A 20,541-nucleotide genomic window follows, 5' to 3' on the forward strand; every position below is an offset into this window, starting at 1 on the left:
CCGCATCGTGCGGCCGATAGGGACTCAACAAATGACATCGCGTGAGGGCTTCGGGCCGTCGAAGGTCTTCGCATCCACGCTTGGCGTCGTGACCGCGCTTTCCGTGTCCTTGCTCGCGCCCTCGGGCGCCGTGGCGGAGGAGGGATTCAGCGGACCGACCTTCCGAAAAGGGATGTGGCGCTTCGTGCGGACGCTGGAGATCGCCACGTCCTCGAACGTCCGGCAAAAGCTGCTCGAGCGCGAAATGACGCGCTGTGTCGATCCAACCCAGGCGATGAAGGCGACCTTCTCATCTCCATCAGTTGGAAATTGCCACTCTTCGCGGCCGGAGAAGATCAACAACAAATACGTCTTCTCCAACAGATGCGACTATCTGGGGCCGGTCAGCACCGTCATCACGGTTCTCAGCGACGAGGCCTATACCGAGGTCAACCAGACCAACGTTGGTCAGGCGCCGCGGACCGACCGGGTGGTTGCCCGCCGGATCAGCGATTGCCACGAGGACCGGGCTTCGCTCGGCCAGCCGGCCGCCGAACCGGGCGAGGTGCTGCAGCAGGACTCAGGCGAAGGCGAGCCGCTCTAACGCAATTGGTCTGCGCGAGCAGGATCCGATCGCCCGCTGCACCATCAGATCTTCTGCTGCCCGCCTGGTGCACTGACCTTGACGGTGATCTTCTGAATTTCGGTTCGGCCGCCCTGATACTTGACCTCGATGGTCAGGGCGTCATCGCCGAGGAATTCCGGCGGCGCCTTGTAGAAGGCGACATAGGCGGGCACCTCGAGCGCCAGGCAGGCCTTGTAGTTCGTGGCTTTCGCCTTCGCCGACTTCACCACAACCTTTCCGGCAGCCGGCGGAGTGACCAGGCGGATGGTCGGCAGCGGCCCCGACGTGCAATCAGGTAACACGTTAAGATAGAGGCCAATCTGGGTGTCCCGGTTGGCCAGGGCCCGAACCTGGCGTTCGACCGTGCTCTCCTGCGGGACCGGTTGTGCCGGGGCTTGCGCGGCCGCCGCGCCGAAACAGCCCCAAATCAAGACAGCGACACAAGCCTGAAGAAGAATCACCCGCATCGACCGCTCCACATCGCCGGCAAGGACGAACAGGGCCGGGCAAATACTGCCTTTCGGCCAAGTCAAAACGGCTAAGCCGTTGTTCTTCCAGCTTCGACCTGTTCGATCTTTACCACACCTGAACGGAAAGCATTGATTAACCAAATACATTTCTTGACCGGGGGGAGGGTTAACAATAGCCTAAAACTCAATTTTTCTACAATTTTTCCACTAATCGCATTTTTGCGGGGTTGATAATGCAGGGTTCGTTTCAGGTCGCTCAGGCTACCGGCACCGGCAATTCCACCAATTCGGCTCCCATCCGTATTTACAAGCTGACGAAGCCACTGACGGATCAGGCCGTCGTCATCAACCTTGGATACGACCAGAAGGCGAAGGTCGATTTCACATCGATCGCCAACGAAAAGATCACACTGATCCATGTCGGCGAAAAGCTGATCATTCTGTTCGACAACCAGTCGACGGTCACGGTCGAGCCGTTCTTCGACTCCCGTGCCGATGGCCAGGGCAACATCACGATCGAGACGGCGCCCGGCCGCGACATCTCGGTCCAGGAATTCGCCAATCTGTTTCCGATCAGCACGGACACCTCCGTGTTGCCGGCGGCCGACAATGGCGGCAACTCGAATGGCAACGCGCAGGCGAGCGGTGCGGACTTCAGGCCGTTCGCGGTTGATCCGCTGGCTCCCCCGCCTCTCAATGTATTGGCGCCGCAGGAAGAACTGCCGCCGTCGGCGCCCGGCGGGCAGCCGACGGGCACGCAGCAGGCCAGCTTCCAGCCTAATGAACCCACTACGCCTTCCACCATTTCGCCTCCGACCATTTCCGGCGGCTCCGTACCGTCGCTGACCGTCGATGAGAGCTTCCTGGCCGCGGCGACCAATCATGGCGTTGCCGGTTCGGGATTGGGCCCCGCAGGGGCAACGGTCGCGACTGTGCAGGTGTCGTTTGACGTCACGACGCCCGGCGGCCAGCAGTCGCTGACCTACGCGCTGTCGGTCACGTCGCCGAACGAAGATTCCGGTCTGATCGATACCGCGACCGGTCAGCACGTCCTGCTGACGGTGAACGCGGCCGGCGTCGTGGAAGGGCGCACGGCGGTTGGTGGCGATCTTGTCCTCACGGTCTCGGTCGACGCAACAGGCCACGTGACGCTGACCGATCTGCGCGCTGTTCATGAGGGAACACCGGGCGACTTCAATGAAGGGATTACGCTGGCGTCGGGCCTGATCACGCTGACCGCCACCGTGACTGACAACAACAACCAGACGGCAAGCGCGAGCGTCGACATCGGTTCGCATCTGACGATCCTTGACGATGGTCCGGTCAACCCGACGGTGGTTGTGTCTGGCGTCGAGCCGGTGCTGCTGACGTTCGATGGCGGCCTGGCCGGCGGCAACTTCGTCGGCCCCCAGGATTCGCACGACACCAACGCTTCTCCGACCGTTGCTTCCGTGAGCTTTGCCGGCGCATTCACATTCGGCAATCTGAACGAGGCCGGTGCCGACGGCGGCGCAACGACGATCACATATGCGCTGCAGTTCCATGCCGGGTTCAGCGAAGGCGGCGCTTCCGGCCTGACGTCCGGCGGCCTGGCGATCCATCTGTACGAGAACGGCGGTGTCATCACCGGCTCGACGGCGCTCACGGAAGGCGGAATCACGGCGGCCAACACGGTGTTCACGTTGAGCGTAGACGCTGCGGGCGATGTGACGCTGACGCAGACGCATGCGATCGATCATACGCAGACGGACACCTACAGCGGCTCCTACATCAACGACATCAAGCAGCTCGCCGCGAACCTGATCGATCTGAAGGCAAGTGCGGTCACCACCGACGGCGACGGCGATTCGTCCCCCACAGTCACGGCGCTGCTTGATCTGGGTGGCAATATCCAATTCGGCGACGACGGTCCGCGAGCCCCGACGGTGACGGTGACGCCGACGGACTCGGAGTCGATGTCATCGGGAGAACTGCTGACGTTCGACGGCGGCCTGGCCGGCGGCAACTTCACCGGCTTCCAGGACTGGCACGACACCAACCTGTCGGCGACGATCGCGACGGAGGACTTCTCCGGTGTGTTCACCGTCAGCAATACCAATCTGTACGGTGCCGACGGCGCCGGCGCGACCATCGTCAACTACACGCTGGGCTTCCACACTGGCGTTGCCGACGGCAGCGCCAGCGGTCTGACCCATGCCGGCAGCACGATCTTCCTGTACGACGTCGGCGGTGTGATCACCGGCTCGACCTCGGCGACGGCAGGCGGCATCAACGCCGGCAACACGGTGTTCACGCTGAGCGTCGGTCTGACCACCGGCATCGTGACGCTGACGCAGCTCGAGTCGATCGACCATTCGCAGACCGATACCTACAACGGCTCGTATCTTTACGATGTCAAGCAGCTGGCTGCGAACCTGATCGACCTGAAGGCGAGTGCGTTCACGACCGACAGCGAAGGCGACAAGACGGTCCCGGTCTCGGCTTCGATCGACGTCGGCCACCAGATCCAGTTCGGCGACGATGGCCCGCAGACCCCGACGGTGACGCTTGCCGCGTTCACCGCACCGGTGCTGCTGACGTTCGACGGCGGCCTGGCCGGCGGCAACTTCACCGGCACCCAGGACTCGCACGACACCAATGCGTCGGCGACGGTCGCGACGGAGGACTTCTCCGGCGCGTTCACCATCAGCAATACCAATTTGTACGGCGCCGACGGTGCCGGTGCGACCACGATCAATTACGCGCTCGGCCTGCACAGCGGCGTTGCCGACGGCGTCGACAGCGGGCTGACCCATGCCGGCAGCGCGATCTTCCTGTACGACGTCGGCGGTGTGATCACCGGCTCGACCTCGGCGACGGCAGGCGGCATCAACGCCGGCAACACGGTGTTCACGCTGAGCGTCGGTCTGACCACCGGCATCGTAACGCTGACACAGCTCGAGTCGATCGATCACTCGCAGATCGACACCTACAACGGCTCCTATATCAATGATGTGAAGCAGCTGGCGGCAAACCTCGTCGATCTAACGGCGAGCGCGTTTACCACCGACAGCGAGGGCGACAAGACGGTGACGGCTTCGGCCTCGGTCGATGTCGGCCACCAGATCCAGTTCGGCGATGACGGCCCGCAGACCCCGACGGTGACGCTGGCCGCGTTCACGGCACCGGTGCTGCTGACGTTCGACGGCGGCCTGGCCGGCGGCAACTTCACCGGCACCCAGGACTCGCACGACACCAATGCGTCGGCGACGGTCGCGACGGAGGACTTCTCCGGCGCGTTCACCATCAGCAATACCAATTTGTACGGCGCCGACGGTGCCGGTGCGACCACGATCAATTACGCGCTCGGCCTGCACAGCGGCGTTGCCGACGGCGTCGACAGCGGGCTGACCCATGCCGGCAGCGCGATCTTCCTGTACGACGTCGGCGGTGTGATCACCGGCTCGACCTCGGCGACGGCAGGCGGCATCAACGCCGGCAACACGGTGTTCACGCTGAGCGTCGGTCTGACCACCGGCATCGTAACGCTGACACAGCTCGAGTCGATCGATCACTCGCAGATCGACACCTACAACGGCTCCTATATCAATGATGTGAAGCAGCTGGCGGCAAACCTCGTCGATCTAACGGCGAGCGCGTTTACCACCGACAGCGAGGGCGACAAGACGGTGACGGCTTCGGCCTCGGTCGATGTCGGCCACCAGATCCAGTTCGGCGATGACGGCCCGCAGACCCCGACGGTGACGCTGGCCGCGTTCACGGCACCGGTGCTGCTGACGTTCGACGGCGGCCTGGCCGGCGGCAACTTCACCGGTACCCAGGACTCGCACGACACCAATGCGTCGGCAACGATAGCGACGGAGGACTTCTCCGGCGCCTTCACCATCAGCAACACGAATCTCTACGGTGCCGACGGTGCCGGCGCGACCACGATCAACTACACGCTGGGCTTCCACTCTGGCGTTGCCGACGGCGTCGACAGCGGTCTGATCCATGCCGGCAGCACGATCTTCCTGTACGACGTCGGCGGTGTGATCACCGGTTCGACGTCGGCGACGGCGGGCGGCATCAACGCGGGCAACACGGTGTTCACGCTGAGCGTCGGTCTGACGACCGGCATCGTGACGCTGACCCAGTTCGAGACGATCGACCACTCGCAGATCGATACCTACAGCGGCTCCTACATCAATGATGTCAAGCAGCTGGCGGCGAACCTCGTCGACCTGACGGCGAGCGCGTTCACGACCGACAGCGAGGGCGACACGACGGTGACGGCCTCGGCCGCGGTCGATGTCGGCCACCAGATCCAGTTCGGCGACGACGGCCCGCAGACCCCGACGGTGACGCTTGTCGCGTTCACCGCGCCGGTGCTGCTGACGTTCGACGGCGGCCTGGCCGGCGGCAACTTCACAGGCACCCAGGACTCGCACGACACCAACCCGTCGGCGACCGTCGCGACCGAGGACTTCTCCGCCGCATTCACGATCGGCAACGGCAGTCTGTACGGTGCTGACGGTGCCGGGTCCACGACCATCAGTTACACGCTCGGCCTGCACGCCGGCGTTGCCGACGGCAGCGCCAGCGGGCTGACCCATGCCGGCAGCACGATCTTCCTGTACGACGTCGGCGGTGTGATCACCGGCTCGACTTCGGCGACGGTAGGCGGCATCAACGCCGGCAACACGGTGTTCACGCTGAGTGTCGGTCTGACCACCGGCATCGTGACCCTGACGCAGCTCGAGTCGATCGATCATTCGCAGACCGATACCTACAACGGCTCCTACATCAATGATGTGAAGCAGCTGGCGGCGAACCTCGTCGACCTCACGGCGAGCGGATTCACCACAGACAGCGAGGGCGACAAGTCTGTCACGGCTTCGGCCACGATCGATGTCGGCCACCAGATCCAGTTCGGCGATGACGGCCCGCAGACCCCGACGGTGACGCTGGCGGCGTTCACGGCGCCGGTGCTGCTGACGTTCGACGGCGGCCTGGCCGGCGGCAACTTCACCGGCTCCCAGGACTCGCACGACACCAACCCGTCGGCGAAGATTGCGACGGAGAATTTCTCCGGCGCCTTCACCATCAGCAATGCCAATCTGTACGGCGCCGACAGCGCCGGTGCGACCACCATCAACTACACGCTCGGCCTGCATGCCGGCGTGGCCAATGGCAGCGCCAGCGGTCTGACCCATGCCGGCGGCACGATCTTCCTCTATCTCGACAGCGTGACCGGTGTGGTGACCGGCTCGACCTCGGCGACGGTCGGCGGCATCAACGCGGGCAACACGGTGTTCACGCTGAGCGTCGGTCTGACCACCGGCATCGTGACGCTGACGCAGTTCGAGACGATCGACCATGCGCAGACCGATACCTACAGCGGCTCGTACATCAATGATGTCAAGCAGCTGGCGGCGAACCTGATCGACTTGAAGGCGAGCGCCTTCACCACCGACAGCGAGGGCGACAAGACGGTGACGGCCTCGGCCTTGGTCGACGTCGGCCACCAGATCCAGTTCGGCGACGACGGCCCGCAGACCCCGACGGTGACGCTGGCCGCGTTCACCGCGCCGGCGCTGCTGACGTTCGACGGCGGCCTAGCCGGCGGCAACTTCACCGGCACCCAGGACTCGCACGACACCAATGCGTCGGCGACGATCGCAACGGAGAACTTCTCCGGCGCGTTCACCATCGGCAATACCAATTTGTACGGTGCCGATGGCGCCGGCGCGACCACGATCAACTATGCGCTCGGCCTGCACGCCGGCGTGGCCAATGGCAGCGCCAGCGGGCTGACCCATGCGGGCAGCACGATCTTCCTGTATTTCGACAGCGTGTCCGGCGTGGTGACCGGCTCGACCTCGGGGACGGTCGGCGGCATCAACGCGGGCAACACGGTGTTCACGCTGAGCGTCGGTCTGACCACCGGCATCGTGACGCTGACGCAGTTCGAGACGATCGATCACTCGCAGACCGACACCTACAGCGGCTCGTATATCAACGACGTCAAGCAGCTGGCGGCGAACCTGATCGATCTGACGGCGAGTGCGTTCACGACGGATCATGAAGGCGACAAGACGGTCACTGCCTCGGCCTCGATCGACATCGGCCACCAGATCGAGTTTGGCGACGACGGCCCGAAGGCGCCGACGGTGACGCTCTCGGGGTGTCCGGAGCCAGTGCTGCTGACGTTCGACGGCGGCCTGGCCGGCGGTAACTTCACCGGCGTCCAGGACTCGCAGGACACAAACCCGTCAAAGACGATCGCAACGGAGGATTTCTCCGGTGCGTTCACGATCGGCAATACCAATCTGTACGGCGCCGACGGCGCCGGTGCGACAACGGTCAACTACACGCTCGGCCTGCACAGCGGTGTGGCCAATGGCAGCGCCAGCGGGCTGACCCATGCCGGCAGCGCGATCTTCCTGTATCTCGACAGCGTGACCGGCGTGGTGACCGGCTCGACCTCGGCGACGCAGGTCGGCATCAACGCGGGCAACACAGTGTTCACGCTGAGCGTCGGTCTGACCACCGGCATCGTGACGCTGACACAGCTCGAGTCGATCGATCATACGCAGACCAACACCTACAGCGGCTCGTACATCAACGACATCAAGCAGCTGGCGGCGAACCTGATCGATCTGAAGGCAAGTGCGTTCACGACCGATCATGAAGGCGACAAGACGGTCACGGCTTCGGCCTCGATCGACGTCGGCCACCAGATCCAGTTCGGCGATGACGGCCCGAAGACGCCGACGGTGACGCTGGCCGCGTTCACCGCACCGGTGCTGCTGACGTTCGACGGCGGCCTGGCCGGCGGCAACTTCACCGGTATCCAGGACTCGCACGACACCAATGCGTCGGCGACGGTCGCGACGGAGGACTTCTCCGGCGCGTTCACGATCAGCAATGCCAACCTGTACGGCGCCGACGGCGCCGGCGCGACGACGATCAACTACACGCTTGGTCTGCACAGCGGTGTGGCCAATGGCAGCGCAAGCGGTCTGACCCATGCCGGCAGCACGATCTTCCTCTATCTCGACAGCGTGACCGGTGTGGTGACCGGCTCGACCTCGGCGACGCAGGTCGGCATCAACGCGGGCAACACGGTGTTCACGCTGAGCGTCGGTCTGACCACCGGCATCGTGACGCTGACGCAGCTCGAGTCGATCGACCACTCGCAGACCAACACTTACAGCGGCTCGTACATCAATGATGTCAAGCAGCTGGCCGCGAACCTGATCGACTTGAAGGCGAGCGCCTTCACCACCGACAGCGAGGGCGACAAGACGGTGACGGCCTTGGCCTTGGTCGACGTCGGCCACCAGATCCAGTTCGGCGACGACGGCCCGCAGACCCCGACGGTGACGCTGGCCGCGTTCACCGCGCCGGCGCTGCTGACGTTCGACGGCGGCCTAGCCGGCGGCAACTTCACCGGCACCCAGGACTCGCACGACACCAATGCGTCGGCGACGATCGCAACGGAGAACTTCTCCGGCGCGTTCACCATCGGCAATACCAATTTGTACGGTGCCGATGGCGCCGGCGCGACCACGATCAACTATGCGCTCGGCCTGCACGCCGGCGTGGCCAATGGCAGCGCCAGCGGGCTGACCCATGCGGGCAGCACGATCTTCCTGTATTTCGACAGCGTGTCCGGCGTGGTGACCGGCTCGACTTCGGCAACGGTCGGCGGCATCAACGCGGGCAACACGGTGTTCACGCTGAGCGTCGGTCTGACCACCGGCATCGTGACGCTGACGCAGTTCGAGACGATCGATCACTCGCAGATCGATACCTACAGCGGCTCGTACATCAACGATGTGAAGCAGCTTGCGGCGAACCTGATCGATCTGACGGCGAGTGCGTTCACGACGGATCATGAAGGCGACAAGACGGTCACGGCCTCGGCCAAGATCGACATCGGCCACCAGATCGAGTTTGGCGACGACGGCCCGAAGGCGCCGACGGTAGCGGTGAGCGCAGCGACAGTCGGTGTCGACGAAACGCCCGGCGTTCAGACCACCGGCGGTGCAAGCGACGTCCTTGGCTCGACCGCGATCACGTTCAACGGTGCGGCGAACACGGTTGCCGGACTGTTTACGACCGTCGCGAGCAAGGGCAATGACACCGATGTGCCGGCGGCTTCGCTGGACAACGGTGCGCTCAGCTTTGCCTCCACGGGGGTCAGCAGCATCCTGACGGTGACCGGAGGCAGCTACGGCGCCGACGGCGCCGGAACGACAACCTACGGGCTGTCCGTGCTCAATGCTGCGTCTGGTCTGACGTTGACGGACGGCACCGCCATCACGCTGTCACTCGATGGCAGCGGCCGGATCATCGGCACAGTCGGCACCGACGTCGCCAACCCGAGCCTGACCGGCATGGTGGCGTTTGCCATCGCCATCGACCCGGCAACCGGTCGGCTCTATGTGGCGGAGTACCTCTCGCTCCACCAGAACGACACCACCAACCCCAACGACATCGTCGCGCTGGCGGCTGGAAAGGTGGGTGCGACGGTCACGGTGACCGACTCGGATGGTGATCATGCGGTAGCCACCGCCGACATCAGCACGCACATCAGCTTCCTCGACGATGGCCCGGCCTGGGTGTCGGCAGAACACGGTGTGATTGCCAATCAGGCAGGCTTTAGCCTCGTTGGAGATCTGCAATACACGCTTGGCGCGGATGGCTTGGGGTCGCTCTATTTCGCGGGCGTATCCACCGATCCGCTACATCCCACAGCCACGACGCTCCAGGCGGGCGGATTTGCGGTCTCGGAATATGTGGATGCAAGTGGCGTCCTCCACGGTGTTGCCAATGGGGCGGACGCCTTCACCGTATCGCTCGATCCGACCACATCGACTTACGTGTTCAACCTGTTCCATACCCTCGATTCATATACACAGCAGTCCATCAACACCTCTGGTGCCGTGCACGGTTCTGGTCCGGCTTCGTACGCCGTATTGTCAGACACCAGCGCCAATCCTGTAACCATATTGACGGGCTACCACACAACCGGGGCATTCAATGTAGGGAGCTGGTTTGGTGAAACGCACGATACGTTGACGAGTGCGGCGCTGACCCAGGACACCATCAACGCAAGTTCGTCAGGCGAGGGCGTCCACAGCAACAACTTCAATCAGGGCGATTTCATGCGCTTTGATCTTGGGAGTGTCGGCGATAACAGCAATGGCGATACCTGGACGTACGGCCAGGCGCCGGGTGCATCGGCCGTGGGGACGGGAAATCAGATTTCATTCACCGTCAACGCCATCGGTGGTTCGACAATTATCGACTATGTCGTGCACAGCGTCGATGGCACGGTGACCTCCCATGTCTATAATTCGGCTACCGATGGGACCACCATTACGGCCACCGGGCATGGGAATATCGACTATGTTGAGTTGTATGACGTTTCCGGCAAGTCGAAGATCCTGCTGGCTGGAATATCCGAACTCGTCAACGATGGCGCCACCGACGTACCCTTTACCGTAGGCGTCAAGGACGGTGACGGAGACGCCGCTACGGGGTCGTTCGCTGTGAACGTGAACGGCGGAACGACGCTTTTAGGGACCGCTGGTAATGATGTCATTGTCGCCGGATCAACCAGTGAAACGCTCACTGGTGCCGGCGGGAGCGACAAGTTCGTTCTCAATCTCAGCGCCCACGACATCATCAGTGATTTTAGCAGCAATGATTTGGTCCTTCTCGACGTGGCCGGCCTGAGTCTCCCGACGGGCGCTTCAAACGCCGTCACAGCCAGTCAGTTCACGTCATCGGCAGCCACCGGCGGGACCGAGAACAACGCGAGCGCCTGGAACGAGAGCGGAAGCACGAACAAGTTCTTCTTCAACAATACGACGCATGAGCTCTGGTACTCGGCAAATGGCACGGGCACCGACAAGGTGGATCTTGCTCACGTGAGCACCGGCGTTCCGGCGGCCGCGAACGTTCATCTTTTCTAGGCCTGGCTTGCAGCAAAAGCGAAAATCCGCGGAGACCGCTCCGCGGATTTTTTCTTTGGATTTCGTCTGGGATTCTTTCTCGATTGAACGCGCCCTTACTCGGGCGCGATCACATCAGCACGGGCAGGAAGCCTGCGAGGGGGCTCGCTGCATCTAGCGGCTCCACCCCGGTCCACTCGGCGTCCGCCGCATTGGCGGCCGCCGGCGCCGCGTCGGCCTCGCCATCGAGCGGGAGACGCTTGGCGTAGGGCGCCGCAAACAGCTGCACGCCGCGGTCGTTGATCGCAAACATCGGCGTGAAGTTGCCGAGCTCGCCGTCGTCGATCAGCTCGGAGCGGCGGCTGTCGAGGATCAGCCAATGGCCATCCAGGCGCGCCGCCAGCACGGCATGATCCTGGCGGATGGCGCGATCGCGGCCCAGCACCAGGCGCAGATCCTCGCGCGGGAAGCCGGCTTCGCTGAGCGCGATCAATTTTGCGATCGCGTAGTCCTCGCAATCGCCCTTGCCGGTTGCAAAGGTGGCAAGCGGGGCGGTCCAGCGGTCGGCCTCGCCGTGCTGGGCGAAGTCGCTGACATAGCGGATCGTCTGGTTGACGGCGCGGTTGGCCTCATCCAGCCCGTCGCGTCCGGACTTGGATTTGACCGCGCCGATCAGGCGGAGGAATTGCGCGGCATGCGACGGGCAGCCGGCGGCGTTCTCGCGGCACTGCTCGAGGATGGTCCGCTCCCTGGCGAGATCGGATTCGAGGCCGCGCCATTTGTGCCAGAGACTGTTCTCCGGTGCGCGGAAGGTGAACAGGCCGAACGGCTCGGTGCCAACAGGCGGAAGCGGCTTCGCCGCAGGCATGGCGTCGGTCGCGGTATCCAGCGGGGTGAGCGAAGCGGTGCGGATCGCGTTCGGACCACGGCCGCGCTGCCGGTCGAGCTTGGCCAGAACGTCGCTGATGGTGAAGAAGGTGGCCGGTGGGCGGTTTGATGCTGCGTCCGAAGCCGGCGGGGGCTCGCCGGCGCCGTTGCCGAGCGTGAGCTCGTCCGCAGCAAACGCTGATGGCGCCGCGCAAAGACCTATCGACAGTGCAGCCACGGCGATGACCGCCGACGCGGCAGACTTCAGCGACTTCATATGACGTCCCCACTATCGGGGACCGTCAACGTCTATGCGTCGATCTGCGTCCCCGCTGTTATCGGGACGTAGACTGGCGCGCGCGCCGCTTAAGCGGGGTTAAGTGGAGGGGGCCGGTGCCGGGAATGTCGGAAAAGCGGTCAATCCAGGGTTTGCCCGTTCGTTCGAAATTGAACGATCGAAAGTCACGATCGGTTAACCACGCAATCCGCAAGGCCGATCAGCGTTCGCGCAGGGCCTCGTCACGCAGCAGGCGCGCGGGCTTCACGATGTAGTCCAGCACCGACTTCTCGCCGGTCAGCACCTCGACCGTGGCCACCATTCCCGGAATGATCGGATGCGGATTCTGCTCGGTGCCGAGATGGTTTTTGTCGGTGCGCACCATGACCCGATAGAAGGTCTCCGGACGTTCGGTCTTTTCCGCCTTGTCGTCGACGATGGTGTCGGCGCTGATGCGTTCAACCTTGCCCTTCAGCGATCCGTAGACCGAGGAATCATAGGCGCTGATCTTCACCACCGCGTCCTGGTTGGGGCGAATGAACGCGATGTCCTGGGGACGAATCCGCCCCTCGACCAGGAGCGTGTCGTCCAGCGGCACGATATCCATCAGATTGGCGCCCGGCTGCACGACGGCACCGACCGTGCTGACGTTCAGTTTGTTGACGATGCCGTGGACCGGTGCCTTCAGGTCGGTGCGGCGCACCCGGTCCTGGGCGGACTTGATGTTCTCGTCGAGCACGGCGAGATCGCCGCGCGATTTGGCCAGATCCTCGTCGGCCTGCGAGCGGAAGGAGGCGGTGATGTTCGCGATCTTCGATTGCGCTTCGGCGAGCTGTCCCTTCATCTCGGTGGCCTGCCGGTCCAGCCGCAGCATCTCGATCTCGGGCACGACCTTCTGCTCATAGAGCTTGCGCGTCAGGCTCTGCTCGCGTTCCAGAAGCTTGAGGGAGCCGGAGAGGCGGGTGACCTGCTGATTGAGGACATCGATGTCCTGCGCGACCTTCTGGGCCCGCATCTTGAACACGCTGGCCTCGGTCGCAACGGCGGCCGGAGCCACCGTGTCGACTTGATCCGGAAAGGTGATCTCGCTTCGCCCGCGCGCCTCGGTTTCGAGCCGGGCCACCCGCGCCGCCATCGCCGCGCGGCGCTCGCGGATTTCGCCGAACTCGGAAGCGAACTTCGTGTCGTCGATGCGCATCAGGGACTGGCCCTGCTGAACGATGTCGCCTTCCCGCACCAGGATATCGCCGACGATGCCACCTTCGAGCGACTGCACCACCTGCATCTGCCGCGACGGCACGACGCGCCCGCTGCCGCGCTTGACCTCGTCGAGCACGGCAAAGTGCGCCCAGGTCAGGAACGTCACAAGCAGCGCGCAGGACGTCCACAGCAGCATGCGGGAGGTGCGGGGCGTGCGCAGCAACGCCGCGGACCGGATATCATTTGCAAACGCAAAATCGGAAGACGCCATAATATTTGCTCGTTATGCAGATTTCGGCTGGATCGTATTCTCCGGCGACGGAGCCGCGGACGCAGGCCTTCCCTGCAGCAGGGCGAGCACCTTGTCGCGCGGGCCGTCGGCAACCAAATGGCCATTGTCAAACAGCAGCAGCCGATCGACCATGTTCAGCAATGACAAACGATGGGTCGAGATGATGATGGTCATGCGATCGTCCTGGAGCCCTTTGAGCCGCTCAAGGAATTCCTGTTCGCTGCGAATGTCGAAATGCGCGGTCGGCTCGTCGAGGAAGAGCACGCGAGGCTTGCGGATCAAGACGCGCGCGAGCCCGATGGCCTGCTTCTGGCCGCCCGACAGGCTGCGGCCACCTTCCGAGATCGGCATGTCATAGCCCATCGGATGGCCGGCGATGAAGCTCTCGACGCCGGAGAGCCGCGCGGCAATCAGGACTTCCTCGTCGGTCGCTTCCGGTTTGCCGAGGGCGATGTTGTCGCGCAGCTTGCCGAAGAACAGGTCGGTATCCTGCATCGCAAAGCCGATGCCGGCGCGCAGGTCCGAAGGATCGTATTGCCGGGAGTCGACGCCGTCGACCAGGATACGGCCTTCCTTCGGCTCGTAGAATCCGAGCAGCAATCTGCCGACCGTGGTCTTGCCCGATCCCACCCGGCCGATGATGCCGACCCTTTCGCCGCCCTCGATCTTGAAGCTGACCTTTTCGAGCGCGTTGCCCGGCGCGTTGGGGTAGGCGAACGACACGTTCTCGAAGGCGACCTTGCCGTCTTCGATCCGTCTCGCGACATAGGATCGGGTCGGCGAACGTTCCCGCTCGATCGACATGATGCGGTCGATCGCCTTGAGGGCCGATATCGTCTGCGTTCCCTTGGTGATCACGGAGGCGATCCCGGCGATCGGCGCCAGGACGCGGGCGGCGAGCATGTTCGCTGCGACCAGCGCGCCGACGCTGAGCTTGCCGTCGAGGATCAGGAAGATGCCGACGATGACGAGCAGCAGGCTGGTGATCTGCTGGGCGGTGCTCGCACTCGTCAGCGACAGCGACGACCAGAAGTGAACGTCCTCACCGGATCGGGCGGTCGCTGCAACCGAACGCTCCCACAGGGTCTGCATGCGCGCCTCGGCGCCGGTCGCGCGGACGGTTTCGAGACCCGACAGGGACTCGACGAGCACGCCGTGACGCGCGGCGGATTCGGCCTGCAGGCGCTTCATGGCGCGATCGAGCGGGCGTTGCAGCAGGAAGCCGATCAGCATGACGAGCGGGAGCATGAGCAGCGGGATCCACGCCAACGGCCCGGCAATGAGGAACAGCACCCCGACAAAGAGCACAGCAAACAGCAGGTCGGTCGCGGAAACCACGCTTCCGGACGTGAAGAATTCACGCACCGAGTCAAAGTCCCGGAGCTGGTTGGCGAGGATGCCGACGGAGGTCGGCCGTTGCGCCATCTTCACCGCCATCACATGCTCGAAGATGTTGGCGGCCAGCACGACGTCGATGGTCTTGCCGGTCACGTCGATCATGCGACTGCGGACCATGCGGAAGATGAAATCGAACAGGATACCGAGCCCCATGCCGATCGACAGCGCGATCAGGGAGGGGATCGCGCCGTTGGGGATGACGCGGTCATAGACGCTCATCGTGAACAGCGGCGTCGCCAGCGCGAGGATGTTGGTCAGAAACGCGGCGATCGCGATGTGGCCGTAACTGGGCCAATGCGTCTTGACCACCGACCAGAACCAGTGGCTCCTCGGGATGTCGCCGGCGGCGACGGTGCGCGCATCGGCGTGCGCAGCACTTCTCACCAGGAACGCGTAGCCGGTGTAGTCGGCGGCGAGCGAGGCGAGTTCGACGATGCGCGGGCTGTTCGGCGTCTCAGGATCGACGATCTTGATGGTCTTGTTCGCCGTGTCCACGCCCAGAAGGATGAGCGCCGTTCCGTTCTTCATGATGAGGACAGCCGGCAAGACAAGCGCGGGAATTTCCGAAATGTCGCGCTTGACGGCCTCGGTCTCCAGGCCCGCGCGTCTGGCCGCACGGTCGTAGAGCGAGACGGACAGGCGTCCGTCCGTGATCGGCAGTCCGCCGAGCAGAGCTTCGCGGCTCACCGCGCGGCCGTGATAGGCCGCAAGATAGGTCAACGACGCGCTGAGGGGATCGTCGCCCAATGCGCTCGGCCGACCTATCGCGGCAGGCTTTGAAGTTGATTCATCCGGCGAGAGGCGGCCGGCGTCAGCCGCCGGGCTGGGAGTTCGCAATAACAATTCGAAACCTCGACAACCAAAATGGAAATGCAGAAATCGCGCATTCAAAGATTTCGCGCAGGCTACAACAAACGGCGAACAAAATCAGCGAAACTTGCTTTAAGTATTAATACGGAATCGAAAGGGCCCCGTTTGGGGCCCTTCCGGCAGTCCTGATTTTGGTTGGCGGGCCTTCTACCGAGCGGAGCTCGGGAAGGCCGACAGCAGCCAGTGGGGCTTGGTCGAGGCATAGGAACTCGCATTCGCCGAGACCGATGGATCCGCGTAGATGACGTTCGGGCCGTCGCTCGCACTCTTCTGCTGCTGCATCCATTCCGAGGAACCGGGCACGGCCGCGGTCGTCGTCGAGCCGGTCCAACGGTCGGCAAAACCGACATCTTTGCCGACCTCCTTGGGCTGGGCCGCCGCATAGGTCTTGCCGGGACGGGCTACGGGGGCCGGAACGCCGACGTGCAGCGGTTCGGACCCCGTTTGCGGCGCGTTCACGCGCAGTGTGGGAAACGAGTAGCGGGGCAGGCCAATCGAAAGCATGTCCGTGGGGGCAGCATCGACCGGCGGGGGAGCCTTCAGATACTCGATCAGGGTCCCCATCGCGGCCAGCAGCTGATAGTCGGCGAACACGACGACGCTGCGGGCAGAGGTGAGCGAGACCGACGCGTTGAAAAACTGGTTCTGCGCGTTCAGGAGGTCGATCAGCGAACGCTGGCCGAGCTCGTACTCCTTCTGGAAGGCCGCGATGGTCTTGCGGTCCGCTTCCAGCTGGCGCGCCAAGGCCGCGATGCGCGTGGCCGTAATCGTACGGGCATTCCACGCCTTGTCGATCGACTCATACGCGTCGCGCTGCAGGCGCGCGTGGCGCATGGTGGCTTCGGTAAAGCGCTCGGCCTTCTCCGACCTGTTCCAGGCATCCTGGCCGCCGCGGAAGATGTCCCAGGACATCACCACCTTGCCACTATAGTCCTCATGCGTAATGGCGGGAGTTCCGGTGGCCGCCACGTAGGGGTACGAGTTGTCGTAGTGGGTTGCCCGTCCCTCGAGATAAAACTTCGGGCCGAACGTTCCGTCCGTGGCCTTGAACGCATGCTTGGCGGCGTCGGCGTCGGACTGTGCTGCCGCAATCGTCGAATTGAACCGCAGGGTGGTCGCGAGCGCCTCGTCGCGGCTGTTCGGCAATCCCGCGAGAGGAGCGGGGAAGCGAACATTGATTGGCTCGAGGCCGACCGTCTTGCGGTACTTCGCCCTGGCATCCTCGAGGCTGCGCTGGAATTCGGCGAGTGCCGCACGGGCGGCTTCGACGCGCTCCCGGGCTTGCTCGAGGTCGCCTTCGCCGGCGCGGCCACCCGAGAAGCGGGAATTCACGTTTGCAAAGATCTTCTCGTGATTGGCGACGTTCTGCTGGGCAAGGCTGACCAGCCGGATGTAGCGCACGACGTCCATGTAACCTTCGGCGGCGTCGAGGGCCAGCAGCTCGGTTCTTTCCTTGACGCGGGAGGCCGCGGCATTCACGCGCGCCGTCTGGCGCCAGACGTCATAGATCGACGAAAAGCCATCCCACAGCAGCTGGCGCACCACCACCGATTCCTGGCTGCCATTGCGCCACGGTCCTGCACCCACAACCGGTGCCGCCTGAATGTTCGGGCTGATGAAGCCCGGCGGCTGATCGAACTTTTCCGGTCCGTAGCTGGCGTCAATCCGCACCTGCGGCAGCAGCGTGCTCTGGGTTTGCCTCAGTTCGCTTTCCGTCGCTCGACGATTTGCCGAAGCCTCGCCAACGCCCGGGTTGGTCTGCATCGCCTGGCGCAATGCATCGTTAATGGAGAAAACCTCGGCACATGCTGGCGTTGCCGCCAGGCAAAGGCACGCGACGACCGTGTATGCCGACCTCATCAATTCCGCCCCCAACTCACAAAAATATTACGTAGAATCTGCGAAGCGTAACGTACGGCGGTTCCGTAACCTATGACATTTCGGCCACACAACGGCCCTATGTGGAGCGGAGCCATCGGGCGCGGGCAAACAAAAATCTAAGATTTTGATTAAAATCCAATGTTTTGCTGCCATTGCGCTGGGATCCGGACTGGTACTAACCAGCAACACCAGGGTCCCTGAACAGGAAGGTCAGTTAAGTTTCTCTTACTGGGCGCCAGACCCTGCTTCTGTTCGCGACAGGCCGCCAGATCGGCTGCAACGAGGGCGGAGCGCTGGAATCTGACAAAGGCCGCCAAGCGGCTCGTTTACTCGGGTCGCAAGGATCGACGGAGCTGCCCCTTCCGGGCCGCAAAGACATCTGTCGTCAGCTCGGTTCCCTTGCCCTTCATCGCAACCGACGTTCCTCCCGTGACCGAGAAGGTTTGGTCATCGATCCGGTCTCGGTAGACAATGTCGGGAGGGGGCCGCGACTTCACTCTGGCGCAATCGGATGCGGCGGACGTTCGATCGATGCCCTGAGGCCCTCGAGTTCGACGAAGACATCAGCTTGCCTGCGAAGCTCGTCGGCGATCATGGGAGGTTTCGTTCGAATGCTGGAAACGACCGTGACACGCACGCCCTTCCGCCTGACGGCTTCGACAACGGCCCGCAAATCACCATCACCGGAGAACAGGAATGCGTGGTCGATGCGGTGCGCAATTTCCATTGCGTCGACCGCGAGGTCGATGCCGATGCTGCGCTTCATCCGTCGCCGTCCCTCGCCGTCGTCGTGCTGCTTGGCTGCCTTTCTTCGGACCGAATAGCCGTTGTAGTCGAGCCAATCCACCAGCGGCCGAAGGCTGCTGAACTCGTCATCGTCTCGCACGACGGTGTAGAAATATGCACGGACGAGCTGCCCATGCTTGCTGAATTCCGCAAGCAGTCGCCGGAAATCAATCTCAAAACCGAGGTGCTTGACGGTGGTGTGGAGATTCGCGCCGTCGATAAAAAGTGCAATGCGATCGGTCATCTCAAATCCCCATGACGCCCGGATCTGTCGCTGTATGCTTTTGGTTCTGGAAATGCCTCGGGTGCGTGGCGGGCGTCCTGATTGAAATGACCGATCCTAGAGCAATGACTCGGTCGGGAAAAAGCTGAAATTTTCGACACGGCGGGTGTCATGTTGATCGTGCGCTTATTGATAAGATTGCAATCGACGCGACACGGCCGGCCGTAGCGACAAATGAAACGGTCGTCGTTGAAAGGACGCCAACGTTCGCACCCGCGCTTGGACGAAGGCGCTCGGGCAGCGACGAAGAATTGTCAGCTATGGCGCTTCGTTTGTGGCGCTTCGTTGGCATCGGCCGCAATAACCGCGCGCGCAATTCCAATTCCAATCCTGATATCCGTGGACTATCAAAACAAATGAGTGCTTACGTCGTCGGGCGAGCGCCGCCGTCGACGCCAGCCAATGGTGCAGCGCACCGGTGCCGACGAGCCCGTGTGCACAAGGTGACGATTGCGTCAGATGCAAGATTACATTTAAAATTGATCACGTGTAGCGGCGCCGTTTCGCGCCGGTGCGATATTTCGAGATACCACCTTTTTGCAGACACAAGTTTTCTCGCCTCTCGGGGAGAGGACGGTTTTATTGCACTGACAGTTTGTTTTGCTGGCGGTGTGGCGGCGGCGTGTCTGCTGCGCCGCGTCGATAAGTCTTGTCGCGCTGACAGCAGCAGCGAGGACCGACGGAGCGGCATGGCTCGACGGGCAGGCAGAGGAAGTGGGCTCGCAAGGGCGAGCCCGCCGTGACCTCGCCAACCGGACGACCGATCGAGGACCGGGGTCGCGGGACTTGGCCGAAGCGTGTGAGATGCCTCGTCGTCTTTTCGCTCTGCATCCTGCTAGCCTGTTGCGGGGCGGCGCGCCCGGCCATTGAGGAGGAGGCTGAGCCGGCAGCGATCAACCCGACGCCGGTCAGCCTGAATGGCGCGCTCGCGGATTGCCGCAGCGCCTTCCCGGATCAGATCGCACAGGCGGAGGCGAGGGCGTCCTGCGTGATCAAGGCGACGGACCTCGCACGGGCGCTGCTTCCGTTTCCCGAATTGCTCGATCGGGAGAATGCCCTGCGCAAGGCGTTGGCAGGGCAGGTTCAGGCAAAGACAATGTCCCTGCTCGAGCGAAACGTGCAGATCCAGAAGCTTCATTCGCAGCTCCTCGAGGAAGAGCGCAGCAGGCAATCGGCAGCGCCGGCCGACGCCGGCAAGCCGCCGCTGGCGGTCGCGCAGTGGCGACAATCGAACCCGGAGAGTTGCGGGCGGCTCGGAGGGGAGTTTGGGGGCTGCTTTCAAGACGGACGCAAAGTCCGTCAAGGGCCTGGCTTCTTCAAAACGAGCGGTCAGATCTGGATCGCCATCGTCGTTGTCATGCAGCGGCGCCGATCGCGCCTGGAAGTCCGGCGCTGCCTTCTGGCCGTTCTTTACAGATGGATGGTTCGACAGAATGACCGTAGTTTCACGGGCGCGCGTACGACCACCGCTTGTCGTGGCTTCCCCGTAAAGCCACGGATACCACGTGTGGTGCGAGGGAACCCCTTATCGGTTCGACATTAATCTTAAAGGCGGGGATTTTGTGCGGCGCTAGACGGCCGCGCAGATTTGCGGCAAATTGCATTTAAATTAGGTTTTGGGATGCTTGCTCGCATTTTTTGCGGACACAGAGTGCAAGCCTTCCCA

Annotated in this window: 9 protein-coding genes; 3 read left to right on the forward strand and 6 right to left on the reverse strand. The window is 63.2% G+C overall.

What is annotated here, in order from left to right:
• Window positions 1-31 precede the first annotated feature (31 nt).
• On the forward strand, window positions 32-583 hold the full coding sequence (locus WDM24_RS15115) for a DUF3617 domain-containing protein (protein WP_338699102.1): 552 nt from the start codon (window positions 32-34) through the stop codon (window positions 581-583).
• A gap of 44 nt (window positions 584-627) precedes the next feature.
• On the opposite strand, the gene WDM24_RS15120 is transcribed toward WDM24_RS15115, so the two are convergent.
• Complete coding sequence (locus WDM24_RS15120; protein WP_338699104.1) at window positions 628-1,071, reverse strand: hypothetical protein; 444 nt, start codon at window positions 1,069-1,071, stop codon at window positions 628-630.
• A gap of 236 nt (window positions 1,072-1,307) precedes the next feature.
• On the opposite strand from WDM24_RS15120, the gene WDM24_RS15125 reads away from it, so the two are divergent.
• Window positions 1,308-11,042 carry a DUF5801 repeats-in-toxin domain-containing protein gene (locus tag WDM24_RS15125; RefSeq protein ID WP_338831727.1) on the forward strand — a complete coding sequence of 3,245 codons (9,735 nt, stop codon included), beginning with the start codon at window positions 1,308-1,310 and terminating at the stop codon, window positions 11,040-11,042.
• A gap of 109 nt (window positions 11,043-11,151) precedes the next feature.
• Here WDM24_RS15125 and WDM24_RS15130 read toward each other — a convergent pair whose 3' ends face one another.
• From WDM24_RS15130 to WDM24_RS15150, 5 genes are all read right to left on the reverse strand, one after another.
• A complete protein-coding gene (locus WDM24_RS15130) occupies window positions 11,152-12,165 on the reverse strand; it encodes a transglutaminase-like cysteine peptidase (protein WP_338699108.1) in 1,014 nt (337 codons plus the stop codon).
• A 220-nt stretch (window positions 12,166-12,385) separates the two neighbouring features.
• On the reverse strand, window positions 12,386-13,636 hold the full coding sequence (locus WDM24_RS15135; RefSeq protein ID WP_166294181.1) for an HlyD family type I secretion periplasmic adaptor subunit: 1,251 nt from the start codon (window positions 13,634-13,636) through the stop codon (window positions 12,386-12,388).
• A gap of 12 nt (window positions 13,637-13,648) precedes the next feature.
• Window positions 13,649-15,802, reverse strand: coding sequence for a type I secretion system permease/ATPase (locus WDM24_RS15140; protein WP_338699112.1), 2,154 nt, complete (start codon window positions 15,800-15,802; stop codon window positions 13,649-13,651).
• 270 nt (window positions 15,803-16,072) lie between these two features.
• The gene (locus WDM24_RS15145) at window positions 16,073-17,785 is read right to left on the reverse strand and encodes a TolC family outer membrane protein (RefSeq protein WP_338831728.1); all 1,713 of its coding nucleotides are present in this window, start codon (window positions 17,783-17,785) and stop codon (window positions 16,073-16,075) included.
• A 514-nt stretch (window positions 17,786-18,299) separates the two neighbouring features.
• Window positions 18,300-18,836 (reverse strand): NYN domain-containing protein, encoded by a 537-nt coding sequence (locus WDM24_RS15150; protein WP_338699114.1) that lies wholly within the window; start codon window positions 18,834-18,836, stop codon window positions 18,300-18,302.
• 778 nt (window positions 18,837-19,614) lie between these two features.
• Between WDM24_RS15150 and WDM24_RS15155 the strand changes: the two genes are divergently transcribed.
• Complete coding sequence (locus WDM24_RS15155; protein WP_338699116.1) at window positions 19,615-20,418, forward strand: hypothetical protein; 804 nt, start codon at window positions 19,615-19,617, stop codon at window positions 20,416-20,418.
• The last annotated feature ends 123 nt before the right edge of the window (window positions 20,419-20,541 follow it).

This window comes from Bradyrhizobium sp. 27S5 (genome assembly GCF_037217225.1).
Classification (GTDB): domain Bacteria; phylum Pseudomonadota; class Alphaproteobacteria; order Rhizobiales; family Xanthobacteraceae; genus Bradyrhizobium; species Bradyrhizobium septentrionale.

Excerpts from the sequence above, each read along its gene's own strand:
- WDM24_RS15115 (WP_338699102.1), top strand. The coding sequence starts at position 32 with ATGACATCGCGTGAGGGCTTCGGGCCGTCGAAGGTCTTCGCATCCACG.
- WDM24_RS15120 (WP_338699104.1), bottom strand. The coding sequence starts at position 1,071 with ATGCGGGTGATTCTTCTTCAGGCTTGTGTCGCTGTCTTGATTTGGGGC.
- WDM24_RS15125 (WP_338831727.1), top strand. The coding sequence starts at position 1,308 with ATGCAGGGTTCGTTTCAGGTCGCTCAGGCTACCGGCACCGGCAATTCC.
- WDM24_RS15130 (WP_338699108.1), bottom strand. The coding sequence starts at position 12,165 with ATGAAGTCGCTGAAGTCTGCCGCGTCGGCGGTCATCGCCGTGGCTGCA.
- WDM24_RS15135 (WP_166294181.1), bottom strand. The coding sequence starts at position 13,636 with ATGGCGTCTTCCGATTTTGCGTTTGCAAATGATATCCGGTCCGCGGCG.
- WDM24_RS15145 (WP_338831728.1), bottom strand. The coding sequence starts at position 17,785 with ATGAGGTCGGCATACACGGTCGTCGCGTGCCTTTGCCTGGCGGCAACG.
- WDM24_RS15150 (WP_338699114.1), bottom strand. The coding sequence starts at position 18,836 with ATGACCGATCGCATTGCACTTTTTATCGACGGCGCGAATCTCCACACC.